This is a genomic window from Bacillus sp. 95MFCvi2.1 (assembly GCF_000374965.1).
GTDB lineage: Bacteria > Bacillota > Bacilli > Bacillales > Bacillaceae_G > Bacillus_A > Bacillus_A pseudomycoides.
This window is the reverse complement of record NZ_KB895714.1, coordinates 38,579-55,822: the sequence shown is the minus strand read 5'-3', so window position 1 is coordinate 55,822 and position 17,244 is coordinate 38,579. Positions and strand designations below refer to the sequence as shown.

At 36.8% G+C, this 17,244-nt stretch carries 18 protein-coding genes and 1 pseudogene; 2 read left to right on the top strand and 17 right to left on the bottom strand.

Annotation, left to right across the window (positions count from 1 at the left end; genetic code table 11):
• Positions 1 to 208: IS3 family transposase (locus C568_RS36555; protein ID WP_155895717.1), on the top strand; the 208-nt coding region annotated here is incomplete at its 5' end.
• Between the two features lie 61 nt (positions 209 to 269).
• Here the strand turns inward: C568_RS36555 and C568_RS0124425 are convergent.
• The 4 genes from C568_RS0124425 to C568_RS0124410 form a co-directional block, all read right to left on the bottom strand.
• Complete coding sequence (locus C568_RS0124425; protein WP_018782995.1) at positions 270 to 1,403, bottom strand: bifunctional cystathionine gamma-lyase/homocysteine desulfhydrase; 1,134 nt, start codon at positions 1,401 to 1,403, stop codon at positions 270 to 272.
• A gap of 3 nt (positions 1,404 to 1,406) precedes the next feature.
• Positions 1,407 to 2,330: an O-acetylserine dependent cystathionine beta-synthase gene (locus C568_RS0124420; protein WP_018782994.1), complete on the bottom strand. Its 924-nt coding sequence runs from the start codon at positions 2,328 to 2,330 to the stop codon at positions 1,407 to 1,409.
• An 82-nt stretch (positions 2,331 to 2,412) separates the two neighbouring features.
• The gene (gene mtnN, locus C568_RS0124415) at positions 2,413 to 3,108 is read right to left on the bottom strand and encodes a 5'-methylthioadenosine/S-adenosylhomocysteine nucleosidase (RefSeq protein WP_003200530.1); all 696 of its coding nucleotides are present in this window, start codon (positions 3,106 to 3,108) and stop codon (positions 2,413 to 2,415) included.
• A gap of 14 nt (positions 3,109 to 3,122) precedes the next feature.
• The gene (locus C568_RS0124410) at positions 3,123 to 3,761 is read right to left on the bottom strand and encodes a class I SAM-dependent methyltransferase (protein ID WP_006096051.1); all 639 of its coding nucleotides are present in this window, start codon (positions 3,759 to 3,761) and stop codon (positions 3,123 to 3,125) included.
• A 136-nt stretch (positions 3,762 to 3,897) separates the two neighbouring features.
• On the opposite strand from C568_RS0124410, the gene C568_RS0124405 reads away from it, so the two are divergent.
• Positions 3,898 to 4,113 (top strand): YrzA family protein, encoded by a 216-nt coding sequence (locus tag C568_RS0124405; RefSeq protein ID WP_000010988.1) that lies wholly within the window; start codon positions 3,898 to 3,900, stop codon positions 4,111 to 4,113.
• Positions 4,114 to 4,150: 37 nt separating this feature from the next.
• Here C568_RS0124405 and C568_RS0124400 read toward each other — a convergent pair whose 3' ends face one another.
• From C568_RS0124400 to alaS, 13 genes and pseudogenes are all read right to left on the bottom strand, one after another.
• A complete protein-coding gene (locus tag C568_RS0124400; RefSeq protein ID WP_006096049.1) occupies positions 4,151 to 4,777 on the bottom strand; it encodes a YrrS family protein in 627 nt (208 codons plus the stop codon).
• 116 nt (positions 4,778 to 4,893) lie between these two features.
• Positions 4,894 to 6,648: a peptidoglycan D,D-transpeptidase FtsI family protein gene (locus C568_RS0124395; RefSeq protein ID WP_029427706.1), complete on the bottom strand. Its 1,755-nt coding sequence runs from the start codon at positions 6,646 to 6,648 to the stop codon at positions 4,894 to 4,896.
• A gap of 101 nt (positions 6,649 to 6,749) precedes the next feature.
• A pseudogene (locus C568_RS32090) lies at positions 6,750 to 7,453 on the bottom strand (hypothetical protein).
• Positions 7,454 to 7,720: 267 nt separating this feature from the next.
• A complete protein-coding gene (gene greA, locus C568_RS0124385) occupies positions 7,721 to 8,197 on the bottom strand; it encodes a transcription elongation factor GreA (protein ID WP_003208577.1) in 477 nt (158 codons plus the stop codon).
• 280 nt (positions 8,198 to 8,477) lie between these two features.
• Positions 8,478 to 9,116 carry a uridine kinase gene (gene udk / locus C568_RS0124380; protein ID WP_003200515.1) on the bottom strand — a complete coding sequence of 213 codons (639 nt, stop codon included), beginning with the start codon at positions 9,114 to 9,116 and terminating at the stop codon, positions 8,478 to 8,480.
• A gap of 17 nt (positions 9,117 to 9,133) precedes the next feature.
• Positions 9,134 to 10,414, bottom strand: coding sequence for a peptidase U32 family protein (locus C568_RS0124375; protein ID WP_003200513.1), 1,281 nt, complete (start codon positions 10,412 to 10,414; stop codon positions 9,134 to 9,136).
• Between the two features lie 18 nt (positions 10,415 to 10,432).
• Positions 10,433 to 11,362: a peptidase U32 family protein gene (locus C568_RS0124370; protein WP_003200512.1), complete on the bottom strand. Its 930-nt coding sequence runs from the start codon at positions 11,360 to 11,362 to the stop codon at positions 10,433 to 10,435.
• Positions 11,363 to 11,369: 7 nt separating this feature from the next.
• Entirely contained in the window at positions 11,370 to 12,011 is a 642-nt protein-coding gene (locus C568_RS0124365; protein ID WP_018782991.1) for an O-methyltransferase, read from the bottom strand.
• Positions 12,012 to 12,226: 215 nt separating this feature from the next.
• Positions 12,227 to 13,297 carry an endolytic transglycosylase MltG gene (mltG, locus tag C568_RS0124360; protein WP_018782990.1) on the bottom strand — a complete coding sequence of 357 codons (1,071 nt, stop codon included), beginning with the start codon at positions 13,295 to 13,297 and terminating at the stop codon, positions 12,227 to 12,229.
• Positions 13,298 to 13,519: 222 nt separating this feature from the next.
• Positions 13,520 to 13,804: a DUF1292 domain-containing protein gene (locus C568_RS0124355; protein ID WP_003200504.1), complete on the bottom strand. Its 285-nt coding sequence runs from the start codon at positions 13,802 to 13,804 to the stop codon at positions 13,520 to 13,522.
• 12 nt (positions 13,805 to 13,816) lie between these two features.
• Complete coding sequence (gene ruvX, locus C568_RS0124350) at positions 13,817 to 14,230, bottom strand: Holliday junction resolvase RuvX (protein ID WP_003200502.1); 414 nt, start codon at positions 14,228 to 14,230, stop codon at positions 13,817 to 13,819.
• Between the two features lie 3 nt (positions 14,231 to 14,233).
• Complete coding sequence (locus C568_RS0124345) at positions 14,234 to 14,500, bottom strand: IreB family regulatory phosphoprotein (RefSeq protein WP_000348589.1); 267 nt, start codon at positions 14,498 to 14,500, stop codon at positions 14,234 to 14,236.
• A gap of 78 nt (positions 14,501 to 14,578) precedes the next feature.
• Positions 14,579 to 17,221, bottom strand: a complete 2,643-nt coding sequence (alaS, locus tag C568_RS0124340) for an alanine--tRNA ligase (RefSeq protein ID WP_003200499.1) — start codon at positions 17,219 to 17,221, stop codon at positions 14,579 to 14,581.
• Between the last annotated feature and the right edge of the window lie 23 nt (positions 17,222 to 17,244).

Here is a 17,244-nt window from a genome sequence, read left to right as displayed (position 1 = left end):
GTCTCGGAAGGGAAACTGTTGGGACAATGCTTGTATAGAAAACTTCTTCAGCCACTTTAAGTCAGAGTGTTTTCATTTATACTCTTTCCGTAAAGCTGATGAGGTTAAATTTGCCGTGCGCAAATATATACACTTTTATAATCACCAAAGATTTCAAAAGAAATTAAATAACCTGAGTCCATATAAATATAGAACTCAGGTTACTTAGTTGTGCTTTTTGAATACAGTCTACTTGACAGGGGTCACTTCATTTTAGCAGTGCTTTTTTATTATGCTAATGCTTGGGCTAAATCTTCAATTAAATCTTCGCCATCTTCAATACCGACAGAAATACGAATTAATGTATCTGTAATTCCTAGCTCTTTACGACGATTTGCTGGAATAGATGCATGTGTCATTTGAGCTGGAATAGAAATTAAGCTTTCTACTGCTCCTAAACTTTCAGCAAGCGTAAAATACTGCAGTTTCTCAAGTACTTTATTTAGCGTTTCTTCACTATCGACATCGAATGAAATAATTGCACCATATCCATTCGCTTGTTCAGTTGCTAATGCATGATTCGGATGTGATTCAAGGCCTGGATAGTATACTTTATTAACTTTTGGATGATTATTTAAAAACTCAGCAATCGCGCGTGAATTTATTTCATGTTCTTCCATACGAATTCCTAATGTTTTTAAACCACGAAGTAACAAGAAGCTATCTTGTGGTCCAAGAATACCACCTGTTGAGTTTTGAACGAAATGAAGGTCTTCTGCTAATTGCGCACTATTAACAACAACTAATCCGGCAACAACATCGCTATGTCCACCTAAATATTTCGTTGCACTGTGAAGTACAATATCTGCTCCTAAAGAAATTGGTGACTGCCAGTATGGCGTCATGAATGTATTATCAATAATTGTTAATAGACCTTTTTCCTTTGCAAATGTAGAAATTTGCTTAATATCTGTAATTTTTAATAATGGATTTGTTGGTGTTTCTACATAAATTGCCTTTGTATTTGGACGTACTGCTTCTGCTACTTCATCTAAATTTGTTGTATCTACAAATGTATGTTCAATACCGAAACGATTCAATACTTTTGTAATCACACGATATGTTCCGCCATATACGTCATCTGTTAAAATGACATGATCTCCTTTTGAGAATAACATAATAGTTGCTGTAATAGCAGCCATTCCTGAACCAAATGCAAATCCTGCATGACCGTTTTCTAATACGGCAATCATTTCTTCTAATGCTGAACGCGTTGGATTACCTGTACGTGAATATTCGTATCCTTGATGTTTACCAACTGCTTCTTGTTTGTACGTACTTGTTTGATAAATCGGTACGTTTACAGATCCAGTTGAAGGTTCTCCTATGCGAATACCATGAATTAACTTTGTTTTTGCTCTCATTTTTTATTCCCACCCTTTGTATATATCTTTACTTAAATAACGCTCACTGCTATCTGGAAAAATCGTTACAATATTTGTACCTGGTTTTGCCTTTTCAGCCTCTAATAGGCTCGCATGAAATGCTGCTCCTGAAGAACTACCAACAAGAAGGCCTTCTTTCTGCGCTAATTCTTTCACACGTCTGAATGCATTTCGATCAGAAATGGTATGAATTCCATCGAAATATGATGATTTTAAAAATGGCGGAATAAATTCAAGACCGATTCCTTCTGTTTCATGTGAACCTGCTTCACCACCATTTAAAATAGATCCTTCTGGTTCTACAATCACCGTTTTAATTTCACGATTTTGTTCTTTTAAATAGGAGGCAGTTCCCATAAATGTACCGCCAGTACCTGCACCTGCTACGAATATGTTAATCTCTCCATCCAACGCTTCCCACAGCTCTGGGCCTAATGTTTTGAAATAGGCACGTGGATTTGCATCATTTGCAAATTGACTTGGAGAGTATGAATTTGGAATTTCTTTTACTAATTCTTTCGCCTTCGCAATTGCGCCTGTCATTCCTTGTTCAGTTGGCGTATGCACAACTGTTGCACCAAGTGCTTTCATCAGCTCTTGCTTTTCAATACTGAATTTTTCTGGAACACAAACAATTACATGTAAATCATGCTCTAGTGCTGCGAGTGCCAGTCCAATGCCAGTATTCCCTGCCGTCGGTTCAATAATTGTTCCCCCAGGCTTTACAAGTCCTTTTGCTAGTGCATCTTCAATCAATTCTCTTCCTAAGCGATCTTTCACGCTTCCACCTGGATTATAAAATTCAAGCTTTGCAAATAAACGAACGCCCTCTGGAAGTGAAAAACGAGTAATTTCTACAATCGGTGTATGACCGATTAATTCATGAACTCCACGATACACCTTCATCGTGTTCTCCTCCTTATTTGCCAATAAAGAAAAGGCAACTGTATGTATCTTCTTTATATGAGACAGTTGCCTTTTTGTTACATTACTTTAACTCTTCTAACACTTTTACAATAAAGTTTGTAGAATGGAGAGCTGCTTGATCTAAAAATTGATCAAATGAAACGTTTGATTCTTTACCAGCAATATCAGAAAGTGCACGAATAATTACAAATGGTACTTTGTATTGATGACATACTTGCGCAACCGCTGCTGCTTCCATTTCTACTGCGTAAAGATTTTCAAATTTATCACGGATTGCTGCAACTCGGTTTGGATCACTCATAAATGAATCCCCTGTTGCAATCATTCCTTTCACAACTTGAATGTTCTCTTCGGATTTCATACATTTCTCAGCTAATGCTATTAGTGCTTCATCCGCTTTAAATCCTGGTGGCATCCCTGGCACTTGACCATATTCGTAATCAAATGCAGTTACATCCACGTCATGATGGCGAACTTCTGTTGAGATGACAACATCCCCAACATTTAAAGATTGATGGAATCCACCAGCTGAGCCTGTATTAATTACTTTTTCAGGTTGGTATCTCTCTAATAAAATTGTCGTCGACATAGCCGCATTTACTTTACCAATACCAGACTTTAACAAGATTACTTCATGTCCTGCTAATGTTCCTTTCGTAAATTCACAACCTGCAACGGTTTCTGTTTCTGCTTGTTCTAATTTGTCACGTAAAATACGTACTTCTTCTTCCATTGCTCCAATTACAGCAATTCTCAATCTAATCCCTCTTTCTATTGCTTAGTTGCCTCCATTACCCAAACGAAATGATTTAATCTCGTAAATGTTACATGGAAGCCATTGTTTTCAAAAATAGATTGCATGATCGGAATACGTGTATAGTATTCTGTTTGCAAATCGTTTGCTAACTGATGAAAACCTCTTTGTTTTGCAGTTTCAACAGTTTTATCATACGCTTCTTGATCTGCAAATATCGTATCAGCAAACACTATTTTACCACCTTTATGAAGCAATTGACTATACTTCGCAATTGCTACATCTTTTTCTTCATCTGTTAGATGATGAAACGCATAAGTGCTTACAATTGTATCAATAGAATCGGGAACATCAAAAGAAAGAAAATCTCCCTCTGTAATTGAAAATCCTTCTGGTAGCTTTTTCTTTGCGATTGTACGCATTTCACGTGACGGCTCTATCCCGTAAACAGTATGGCCAACAAGTAATAATTTATTTGTTAAATTACCAGTGCCAACACCAAATTCTAATACATTTCCAAATGATTTATTTACTACATCCTCTAAAATCTCCTCATAACGAGCGAAAACTTCTTTATATTGTATATCTTCGCCTTGTACGAATGAATCGTACGTATGAGCCCACTCATCAAATAAACCGTTAAATTCTGTACCCATATAAAATTCCCCTTTTTCTTATCGGTTTTATCAGTATGATATGCTTTCTTTACGAAAATGTCAATTGAAACGGAAATGGTATTTCCTTCTTTTCTTTGTTACACTTAACTTGATTATATGGAGAGGAGCGTTTTTTGTGTCATTTACGTTTGAAATGCTGGAAGATAAAGTAGAATTTTTTGAAGCACCAAACTTAGTTTCCTTAGAAAAGAAAATTAACGAACAAATTGACAATAACAAAGCACTTATGCTGGAAGTTCATCATATTTCTCATCAAATGGTTATGGATCCCGAGAGCAAAAGACCTTATTACAGCGCAGTTGTTCATTTTAAATTAAAAAAATTACGCTAACTAAAAAAGAGAGAGGTTCTAAGAACCTCTCTCTTTTTTAGTTTAGAGTTTGAACAAGTGCTGGTTTCCAACCCTCATTTTCTACCCAATCAATATTTACATAATATCTTTTACCAGTTTGTTTATCTTGAACATTACCGTACGCTTTTTGCTTACCGTTATTCCCAATGCGGTGAATAACCAATTGTTCCACTGGAACTTCGATTGCAGCGGAAATTGCTTGTTTCATCTCATTCCAATCTGCTGATCCTTGTTGAAATGTCATTGCCGGTGTTGCACCTTGCGTTGTACCAACTGGCTTCCAAGAAGGTTTCGTATAAGCATCTGTTGCTTTAGGCTGTGTTTTTTCAGCTGGGGTCTTTTCATTTGCTTTTGCTTCTTCCTCAGCTTTTTGTTTCTCTTCGTCCTCTTTTTTCTTCGCTGCTGCTTGCTCTTGTTTCTTAGCTTCTTCTTTCTCTTTCGTTTTCTCAGCTTTATTATCTTTCGTTGTTTGCTGAGATACTTTCTTGTCTGGAGAAGATGCTTGCTCTGTTGTATCAGAAGTAAAGAATACTTGATACGCTACAACAAGTACTGCTAATAACACAATAGCAATTGCAATATTTAAAACACCGTTTTGACGACGTTTTTGTTGTTTCTGTTGGAATCTAGATCCTCCTGCCATTCTTCAAACCTCCATGCAGTTTTTCCTACTTGCTATTGTAACACTAAATCTTAAAAGGTTGAATAACTACAGTAATTTTTTCACGAAATGAAAACATTTGATAATAAATTGCAAGATTACCTTCTACTTTCCAAGTGAGCAATCTCTTCTACAAATTCTTTAAAAATCGGTGTTACAGTATTTTGTTCATTATTCGTTTCTAAGTCAACAACTACTAACGCATATCTTGGGTTTTCATACGGGAAGTAACCCGCAAACCAACGATTTACACGATTTCCTTTTCCTGTTTGTGCCGTCCCAGATTTTCCGGCAACAGATAGCGGTAATGACTGAAAAGTAGTACCTGTTCCTTTCTCCATCGTTACTACTTTTCTTAATAGTGATTGCACTTGTTTCACTGTATGATAAGAGAGTTGTCGCCCCTCCAATTTATGATCTTCAAAATGAAAAAATCTTGTGCCATTTTTGTACCGTATTTCTTTTACAGCTTTTACTTCTTTCTTCTCTCCATTTCTTGCAATCGTCGCCATCATATTTGCAACAGCTAAAGGGGATATTCTTACATCCTTTTGCCCAATCGCCGTTTGGGCGATTGCTTTGTGACTCATCTTAGTTTCTTCTTCATTCCAAACAATTGCTTTTTTCTCTTCTATCAACTGTTTAAACCCAGACGTATGAAACACTTGCCCTTTCCATCCTACCTTCTCACTCGCTCCTAGCGCTTCTAAATACGTTTCCATTACATGTTTATCCTTTTGCATCAATTCATCACCAAGCACAGCAAATGTCCTGTTACAACTCCTAGCAAAGCTCTCTGTGAAGCTTAATTTCCCCATCATAACCTGCGGAGTATTTTCGCCATACGGATCTGTATCACAGTTAAACATACGATGAGATTGAATTATATCATTATCAATTGCCGCGGCCGCTACAACTGTTTTAAAAATAGAACCAGGAAAATGAGGCGTTAGCATTTGGTTTTCCATCGTTTTTTGATACGTACGCTTATCATTCGTCTGTAAAGATGGTTTACTCACCATTGCTAAAATTTCACTCTTCTTCACATCAAGTAGTACTAATCCACCGTTTTTTATTCCATGCATTTGCACAAGCTCTTCTGCTTTTTGTTGCAAAGACTTTTCTATCGTTGTTTGAATCGTAACTGGATAAAAAGGATTTCCAGGAGATGTATATTTTGCACGTTTCCCAAAAATCGGTTCGCCCTGTCTGTCTACTTGATACAACACTTTCGTTTCACCATCAGTCATTAAAAATTCATCAAATGATTGTTGAAGTCCTGAAATACCAATCGGTGTTTGAATAGGGAACTTCTTCATTTCCCCGTATCGCTTTTGAAATTCATTCTCGTTTTCTCCTACTGCACCAATTAAATGTTCTGCTTCTGGTATTTGTTTCACCCTTACTTCAGTTGCAACCATGCCTAACATATCCGCACGATTAATCTTTTCCACCTGTTCTTTCGTTAATTGAAACGGTTTATCACCTCTTTGAAATATAAATGGTTTTCGTTTGTCTTTCATTTGCAGATTTATGTCTTGTCCCGGCACACTAATGATATGCGCAATTTTCTCTAACATGTCATTTTTTATTTGTAGAAATGGAAAAATAATTAACACTGAATACTTTTCTTCACCAAGTTCTACTCCATTTCGATCAATAAAACGTCCCCTACCATCATCCACTGTAACTGCTTGTGTACGCTGGGTAACACTCTTTTCAATTAAATTTATATGTTTATCTGTAAATGATTCAGTAGATATAAGCTGTATTTGTACCAATCTTCCAAGCAATAGCAACATGATGCATGTAAAGCATAATAAGGTGATGATAATTCTCCGTTTGATTTTCATAAAAAACACCTCGTCTTTTCAGTTTAGACGAGGTGTCATTCCTTTTATACAGAACGAAATATTATTAGAGTTTGTATTTTTCTTGTATGATTGAATGATTTTTATAAATCTTTTGGCTGCTTTAGAAATTTCATAAGAATTGACCTAAAACTCTCTTCATCTATTCCTGAATTTTTTGCAACCTCAATTGTAGTAGTTGTTACTTGAGCTGCTGCTTTTAAATAATCCGGTTGTAAAGCTTGCATTTCACTTCTTTTTTCTTTTGCATTCTCAACCGTTACAGAATCAATACATGCGATCTGTCTACGATCTTTAAATATTCATTTTCTGCGTTAATTAACTTTTGAATTTCATCTTTATTACTTACTTTAGATTGATTTAAGTAAGTATACGCTTGATTCACTTCATCTTTAAAAAGTTTATCATTATTCTTTGCCTGTTCTTGTAACATATTCTTCATATCATCTATTGTCTTCTGATCCATTGTATCCTGTAACAAATATTCTGGATTACCAATCGCATAATCATACTTAATCGTCACATCCTGAAACATTCTCATTACAATAGCTAACTGATACTCTAGAGCAAAGTCTTCGAATTTCTGTTCCTTTTTATCCTTATCTAATTCCGTGTTCCCCTTTGTATTCGGTGTGCTGTTTGAAGACGAAGTTGCTGCATCATCCTTTTTTTCTTCTTGTTTCGGTTTCGATTCGTTTGATGCACTTGTTTTCTCACTAGATCCACATGCCGCTAATCCTGTCATCATAACGCCACAAGTGAGTGCTGCAAATAATTTCTTTTTCATGAACTGTCCCTCTTCCTTATCCCTTTTAAACTCTCTTCACACTTCAAAACATAAAAGTATAAAATTCCTCACTTATAATATCAGAATTAAAGCTCTTACATCGTCATATTATGTCGAATAAAGTGAAAACTCCCTTAAGGATCCTTTCTCTTTTATCGCTCAAACCAAACTATCATGGACGATTATATAGCACTTTTCACTCAGAATCTTGAGAGCAATGGGATAATAAAATAAAAAAGGTTCACCCATATGAGTGAACCTTTTTTATTATTTTACAGAGATAATCTCTACTTGCATTTCTCCGCCTGGCGTTTGGATTGCTACCTTTTCACCAATTTGCTTACCTAATAAGCTTTTTGCGATTGGAGAATCGTTAGAAATTCTTCCTTCAAATGGATCAGCTTCTGCGCTACCAACGATTGTGTAAGCTTCTTCATCTCCATCTGGTAATTCTTTGAATACTACAGTTTTACCTAATGTTACAACTGTAGACTCTTCGCCATTATCTTCAATGATAACTGCGTTACGAATCATATTTTCTAGTTGTGTAATACGTCCTTCTACGAATGCTTGCTCATCTTTCGCTGCATCGTACTCCGAGTTCTCAGAAAGATCACCGAAGCTACGTGCGATTTTAATACGCTCTACAACTTCTTTACGTCTTACTGTTTTTAATTGCTCAATTTCGTTTTCTAATTTTTGTTTACCCTCTTGCGTCATAGGGTATGTTTTTTCTGTTGCCATGTTTTCCACTCCTTTTATATACCAATCCCCCGAAAAAAAGAGGAGTTCAATATGAAAACTCCTCCGCTTTATCCTATAGCGGAGGTTTCTAGTACACATGTACTAGCGGAGTTGTCACATACAACCCCGTATTTTCCAATTCTTCCTCATATAAAGAAGATATGTATGGAAAGTTCATATAAATATGCCCTCACCTATAGATAGATGAGGTTGGCATGTTTCATTGTATTCGATAGGAAGGGAAAAAATCCCTTCCTATCGTATATCTTTTACTATGCTATTACAAATTCACTTTTTGTTCAAGAATTGTTGCAATTTTTGTGACCATAATATCGATTGCAACATGATTTTGTCCACCTTCTGGAATAATTATATCCGCAAATTTCTTAGAAGGCTCAATAAATTGGTTGTGCATTGGACGTACAACATTTACATACTGCTCAACAACAGAGTCCATTGTACGGCCACGCTCTTTAATATCACGTTGCATGCGACGTAAAATACGAAGGTCAGCATCCGTATCAACAAACACCTTAATATCCATTAAATCACAAAGACGCGGGTCTTCTAAGATAAGAATCCCTTCTAAAATAATTACATCTTTCGGTTCTACTGGAATAATTTCTTCTGAGCGTGTATGCAATGTATAATCATATACGGGTTTCTCAACCGGCTTATATGCAAGCAACTGATGTAAGTGCTCAATTAATAAGTCATTATCAAACGCTAATGGATGATCGTAATTTGTTTTTAAACGCTCTTCCATTGGCAGATGACTTTGGTCTTTGTAATAATAATCTTGCTCCAAAATTAAAATGGAATGACCTTGAAATTGATCAAAAATTGCTTTTGTTACACTTGTTTTACCTGATCCTGAACCACCAGCGATTCCAATTACAACCGGCTTATTCGTCCCCATTCAACTACCACTCTTTCTTATTGATGTATGCTTTTTCGCATCATATTATTCACATACACTGGTTGATCCACTTTGAATTTCACGATTTGCAACGGATGTCTCGCTGCATCTAATTCGTTTCCATCCTCATCCCAAATTTTCTCCACCGTTTGTGTAAAGTTTTCTATTTCTGGCCCAAAGAACTCAACCTCATGCCCTGGTTTGAAGTAGTTACGTTGTTCGATTGTGACAATGCCTGTTTCTTCATTATAATCTAACACTAAACCAGCAAAATCATACGTTGTTTTCTTACTATGATTTCCATACATTTGTTCTTGGTATCCTGGAACTCCTTCAAAGAATGCAGGCGCTGTATCACGATTTGCACATTTATCGAGCTCATCTAACCATTCTTGTTTAAACTCAAAGTTATCAGGATCCGCGCAATATGCATCAATTACTTTGCGATACACAGTTGCTACTGTTGCTACGTAGTGAATAGATTTCATGCGTCCTTCAATCTTCAAGCTGTCAATTCCAATTTCAATCATTTTCGGAATTGAAAGGATCAAGTTTAAGTCTTTTGGACTCATTGCAAAGTGTGCATCGCCTTCTTGGAATAAAGGAAGCTCTTCTGCTTCTTTATGTTGTGATACTGCTTGAACTAGGTCATAATCCCAACGACATGATTGACAACAACCGCCACGGTTTGAGTCACGTGCTGTCATATGGTTACTTAATGTACATCTTCCAGAGTATGCAATGCACATTGCCCCATGGACGAACGCTTCAATTTCAATATCAACGTTTTCTTTAATTTCCTTCATTTCTTCATAGCCGACTTCACGAGCTAATACAAGACGATGCAAGCCTTCTTCTTTCCAATACTGCGCTGCTTTCCAGTTGGATAGAGACTGTTGTGTACTTAAATGTACTTCAACAGAAGGAGCTACACGTTTACACGTCTCGATAATAAGCGGGTCTGCAACAATAATACCTGTTACACCAGCTTTTTCAATCCCTCTTAAATAATCTTCTAATCCATCCATATTTTCATTATGTGCAAAGATATTTGTTGTTACATATATTTTTGCGCCATATTTCTTTGCAAATTCTACGCCTTCTGCCATTTCTTCTAGCGTAAAGTTCCCTGCATTTGAACGCAGACCAAATTCCTGTCCACCTAAATATACAGCATCTGCACCGTAATGAATAGCTACTTTTAATTTCTCTAAATTACCTGCAGGGATTAACAATTCAGGTTTTTTCACAATAACGCGTTTTCCATCGATTACTCGTGAAATTTCTTGTACAGTCATATCCTACACCCTCCTCGTTTAGTAAACCGTTTCTTTAAAGAAGAATCCTGTATCTAACGGACGATTTACTGGTTGAATTTCTTCTATCTCTTTATATAAATCGTCTTTCATGTCATAATACGCATCGCGATCTTCTACACATAAATCAATAGCTTTACGATATTTCTTTGTCACTTGGATAATGTATTCAGAGCTTTTTAACACACCATCAATTTTCAAGCTATCGATTTCAGCATCGATAAGTTCATCTAACTCATCAATGAAACAAATATCATTCGGACTCATAATATGAGTACCATTTTCGTCCTCATAAATCGGATACTTGTTATTACGCTCTGGATCATGTAAAAACATATTTTCTTCATACTTTTTCTTTTCAATCTCCAGATTACGATCTTGATATTCAAAATAGTTTCCAACTAATGAACGCTTTGATTGGAACATGCATGTCATACCGTGAATTTGTACTTCTACTTCAACTTCAGCGTTTTCTTTTAATTCAACAATTTCATCTAAGCTCAATTCACGTGCAAGCACAGCACGTTTTGCACCTTTACGGCCCCAATAGTTACATGTGAACCAGTTCGTTGCTGTCGTTTCTGTATTCCAATGCATTTGCATGTTTGGTGCTACTTCACGCACAGTCATTAATACTGCAGGATCTCCAAAGACGATTGCATCTACCTGTACTTCTTGCAGGAATGCAACGTAGCCTTTTAATTCTTCTACTTTGTCGTTATGGAACATAGCGTTCATCGCTACGTATACTTTCATACCATTTTCATGTGCAATGCTTACAGCTTGTTTCACATCATCACGCGTGAACTCCCCTGCTAAACGTAAGCCAAACTTTTGCTCACCGATCATTACTGCACTTGCTCCTGCTTTTGCAAGAGGTTCAATGTCCGCCACCGCTCTTGGCGTTACTAACAATTCAGGTTTTTTCATACTGTTGTCACCCTCTCTTTTTACTCACGGCTACTCCATCACCAATCGGAAAAATAGTTGTATCATATCCTTCATGGTTCATTAGCCATTCATTGTACGTCTTAATACGACGAATCAAACCACGCGTACGTCTATTTTCAATTTTTTCTTTTGTCGTTACAAGTCCATGGTACATAACATTATCTGAAATAATGACACCCCCCGGATTTAATAACGGTTCATATAAGTCAAAAAAGCGACGATATTGTCCTTTTGCGGCATCAATAAAAATAACATCAAATGTTCCATGTTCATTCACTTGTTCACCTGTTTCTAATGCATCACCATAAATAACGAAAATACGCTCTTTTACAGAAGAACGCTCTATATATTCAAGTGCTTTTTCATATCGATCGCTATTTCGTTCTACTGTCACAATGCGAGAATTAGGGATAGCTTGCATCATACGAATACTGGAGTAACCAATTGCTGTTCCGAGCTCTAAGATGCTTTTTGGCCCAATTAAACGTAAAAATTGCAACATAAACTCCATTCCAAGACGATCCATAATTGGCACATGATGTTCACCTGCGTACTGTTCCATTTCAAGAATAAGTTTATCTTTTGGATCAATAAATGATAATAGGTACTCGTTAACTGCATCCTCCATAAATGGTCCTCCTTATTTACATGGAGAAGTGCCTCTATGACGTGTCAGTTTCTATCTTTTCACACATAGAATGCAATAAAAATACAAGCCAGCTTCACCCTTAGCTTGTACGTCCCGTTTTGATATTAAAAACGATTCTTCTGCCAGTTTTTAACCCGATATATTTTATCATAAAAAAGAGGGATATGCGACCCTTTTCGCTCTCCCTCCTATTTTCATTTCTTTTGTGTAATATATTTTTGTTTTAATGCATTATGTTCTTCTAACGTTTTTGCATAATACACTTCACCACTTGGTGCTGCTAAGAAATAGTAATAATCTGTTTGTGCAGGTTCTAACGCTGCTTGTACTGAATGCTTGCCAGAATTCGCAATTGGTCCAACAGGTAATCCTTTTATAACATACGTATTATACGGTGAATTTACTTTTAAATCCTCATATAATACACGTTCTTTATGCTTTCCAAGCGCATATAATACTGTCGGATCTGTTTGTAACGGCATCCCTTTTGCTAAACGATTATAAAAGACGCTAGAGATCTTTTGACGATCTGTAAACCCTGTCGCCTCTTCCTCAATTAAAGAAGATAATGTTAAAAGCTGGTGAACGTCCAGCTGCTTTTCTTTCATTTTCGCCTCATTTTGAACAATTAATGCATTCGTTTTTTCAAGCATTGACGTCACAATTTCTTCCAATGTTGTATCTTTTTTATAGAAAGAATATGTCGCTGGGTATAAGTAGCCTTCTAACGGATATTTAATATTGGCATCAAAAATTTTATTTGTTAATAATATCGGATATTTTTGCTGCATTTTTTGAATAAAAGCCTTATCGTTTAATTGGCGCACAACATCATCTTTATTCCATTTCAGTTCCTTCGCAATTATATCTGCAATTTCAACAACTTGTGCACCTTCCTTAATCGTCAATTTATAAGCAACTGGACGATGGACATTACCCGATGACATTTGTTCCATTACATCATCTACATTCATTGACGAATTTAGCAAATATGTACCTGCCTGCAAATTTTTAGATTTAGCTTTTGCATAGAAGCTAAATACTGTACCGTTTTTAATAGCGCCTTTTTCTTCTAAAACCTCTCCGATTTTACTTGTAGATGAACCTTTTGGAATCTCTACTTCAATTTCTTTTTTATTCCCGCTATCAACTGGTTTTAACGCAGATGAAATATACGCATAGACTGACACGCAGACCACAAGTAGTGCAATAACCACTATTAAAAGTGTGTGTCTACGCTTCTTCTTCACTTGATTCTCTATCAAAGTTCTTCCTCCTTATTCCATTGTAGACCATATGTACATCCTCTATACAATGCCCTACAAACCCAAAGCAAAGCTCATTCATTTGCAGATAGTTTTTTATTTTATACAATCCGTCTCATTATACTACAAACAATTATGTAGTTTCGACAAAAAATCTGTCATTTTGCACGAGAATACAAAAAAAAGATGGACTGCATGTACAGCCCATCTTCTTCACCTGAATTACGCTTCGCCCTCTTCTTCTTCAGCAAGTGTGTTAAACATTTCTTGTACCATTTCCCACTCTTCTTCAGATTCGATTGGAAGTAATGTTCCACCTGACTCTTCTTCGTTTTGTTCGAAAGCCATTGCATCATAAATTTGTTCGCCATCTTCGTCAACTTCACCAATCGGAGAAAAGACTACATAAGATTTTTTGCCAAATTTTTCAGCATCGAAAGTGAAAATAATTTCACATAAATGCTCGTTACCTTTTTCGTCTACAATTGTAATTTGATTTTCTTCCATTCTGGTCACCTCTTATTTACTATCTAAATATCCTTGCAAAATCACGACTGCAGCCATCTTATCGATCACTTGCTTTCGCTTCTTTCGACTTACATCAGCCGAAATAAGAAGACGTTCCGCTGCCATCGTTGACAGACGCTCGTCCCACATCATGACGTCTAATTGTAACAGTTCACGTAAGGATTGTGCAAATTGCTGGCAAGCCTCACCACGTGGTCCGATTGTACCATTCATGTTCTTTGGCAATCCTACTATTATCTTGTCCACATTGTACTGTTTTACTAACTCAGAAATACGATCAAAACCAAATTGACCTCGTTCTTCGTTAATTTTAATCGTTTCTAAACCTTGTGCTGTCCAGCCCATTTCGTCACTAATCGCAACGCCGACTGTTTTTGTACCAACATCTAAACCTAATATCCGCATAAACTACTCCTCACGATGTTGTTTCAAATAAGACTTCACAAGCTCTTCAATCAATTCATCACGTTCTAACTTGCGAATAATGCTTCGTGCATCTTTATGACGAGGTATGTATGCTGGGTCTCCACTTAATAAATAACCGACGATTTGGTTAATCGGATTATAGCCTTTTTCTTGAAGTGCATCATACACAGTTAAAAGTACATCGTTTACATGGACACTCTGTTTTTCATCTTGAAAGTTAAACTTCATTGTTTTATCAAAACCGTCCATTTTAAGCACCTCACTTATAAGTAGTAAGTATAGGGAGAAGAATCTCTCCTCTCCCTACTATTGTACACTACTATCTCTTTATTTTGAAACAGATTTAACGTACTCTTCTACAAATGCAAGTGCATCATCCACTTGCGCTGGGTTTTTACCACCTGCTTGAGCCATGTCAGGACGGCCGCCACCGCCACCGCCACAGCGAGAAGCAACTTCTTTCACAAGTTTACCTGCATGGTAACCTTGATTGATTAAATCTTTCGTTACACCTGCTAGAATATTTACTTTATCCTCATTTACAGCTGCTAATACAACGACTGCAGACTCTAATTTATTTTTCAGGTCATCCATCATTGTACGTAAGTTATTCATATCTGCAACATTTACTTTTGTTGCTAATACATTTACTCCATCCACTGTAACAACTGAATCTGTTAAGTTTCCAGCTTCAATGTTACTTAATTTTGCAGCAAGAGATTCATTCTCTTTTTGAAGTTGTTTCACTTCAGTAAATAGACCGTCTACTCTTGTTAAAATATCTTTCGGATTTGTTTTCATTTTGCCTGCAGCTTCTTTTAATAAACTTACTTGATCGTTCATTAATTCGTATGCAGATTTACCAGTCACTGCCTCAATACGACGAGTTCCAGCACCGATACCAGACTCAGCAACAATTTTGAAAATACCGATAGATGCTGTGTTATCAACGTGACAACCACCGCAAAGTTCTAAGCTATAATCGCCTACTTGGACAACGCGTACAACATCTCCGTATTTTTCACCGAATAATGCCATTGCACCCATTTCTTTTGCTTCTTCAATTGCTTTTTGAGAAATCTCAACATCAATACTTTCCCAAATTTTTTCGTTTACAATACGCTCAATTTTTTCTAATTCGTCAGCTTGTACTTGACCGAAGTGAGAGAAGTCAAAGCGTAGACGTTCTGATGTTACAAGAGAACCAGCTTGGTTAACATGTGTTCCAAGTACATCTTTTAATGCTTGGTGTAAAATATGCGTTGCTGTATGGTTTTTCACAACACTGCTACGGTTCTTCGTATCAATAATAGCTTTTACAGCTGATTCTTTTGTTAACGTTCCTTCTTCCACAACTATTTTGTGTAAGCTTTGACCATTTGGTGCTTTTTGTACGTCTTTTACAAGAACTTTCACACCGTCAGCAAGAAGGTAACCGCGGTCTGCGATTTGTCCGCCACTCTCAGCATAGAATGGTGTTACATCAAGCATTAATTGTCCTTCTTCGCCTGCTTGTAAGCTATCTGTGTACTCGCCATTTTTCACAAGTGCAACAACATTACTTTCTGTCGCAACTGTACCATAACCAACGAATTCACTCGCTACTTTAATTTCTCCAAGTACGCCGCCTTGAACTTGCATAGAATCAACGTCTTGACGTGCTGCACGTGCACGTTCACGTTGTTTTTCCATCTCTGCTTCAAAACCTGTATGATCAACCGTCATACCAGCTTCTTCTGCATATTCTTCTGTTAATTCAATTGGGAAACCATATGTGTCATATAGACGGAACGCATCTACTCCAGAAATAGCAGTCGTTTTTTCTTCTTTTGCTTTTGCAATAACCTCTGCTAAAATTGCTTCTCCATCATGAAGTGTTTCATGGAAACGCTCTTCTTCATTTTTCACAACTTTTGCAATAAAGTCTTTCTTTTCAAGAACTTCTGGATAGAAGTCTTTCATTACTTCGCCAACAACCGGTACTAATTCAAACATGAATGGACGGTTAATGTTTAATTTCTTCGCATAACGTACAGCACGGCGTAATAAACGACGTAATACATAGCCACGGCCTTCGTTAGAAGGAAGAGCTCCATCACCAACAGCAAATGTTACTGTACGGATATGGTCTGCAATTACTTTAAACGCCATATCTTTTTCTACATCGCCACCGCGATATTTCTCACCAGAAATTGATTCTGTTGCACCAATCATTGGCATAAATAGGTCTGTATCAAAGTTTGTAGGTACATCTTGAACGATAGATGTCATACGCTCTAGACCCATCCCTGTATCGATGTTTTTCTTTGGAAGTGGCGTATATGAGCCATCCGGATTATGGTTAAATTGAGAGAATACAAGGTTCCATACTTCTAAGTAACGTTCGTTTTCTCCACCCGGATACAACTCAGGATCGCTAAAATCGTTACCGTAAGCTTCACCGCGGTCATAGAAAATTTCTGTGTTCGGTCCACTTGGTCCTTCACCAATATCCCAGAAGTTTTCTTCTAAACGAATGATGCGCTCTTTCGGAACACCCATTTTCTCATTCCAAATTGTAAATGCTTCTTCATCTTCTGGATGGATTGTTACAGATAGTAACTCTTTATCGAATCCAATCCATTTGTCGCTCGTTAAAAATTCCCAAGCCCATGTAATTGCTTCTTCTTTAAAGTAGTCACCAATTGAGAAGTTTCCTAACATTTCAAAGAATGTATGGTGACGAGCTGTTTTCCCAACGTTTTCAATATCGTTTGTACGAATTGATTTTTGCGCATTTGTAATACGTGGGTTTTGCGGGATTACACGACCATCAAAGTATTTCTTTAATGTCGCTACACCACTGTTGATCCATAAAAGAGATGGATCCTCATGCGGAACTAATGATGCACTTGGTTCAATTGCATGCCCTTTTTCCTCGAAAAAGTCTAAAAACATTTGACGAATTTGTGCTCCTGTTAACTGTTTCATCTATATTTCCTCCTTTAAGAAAT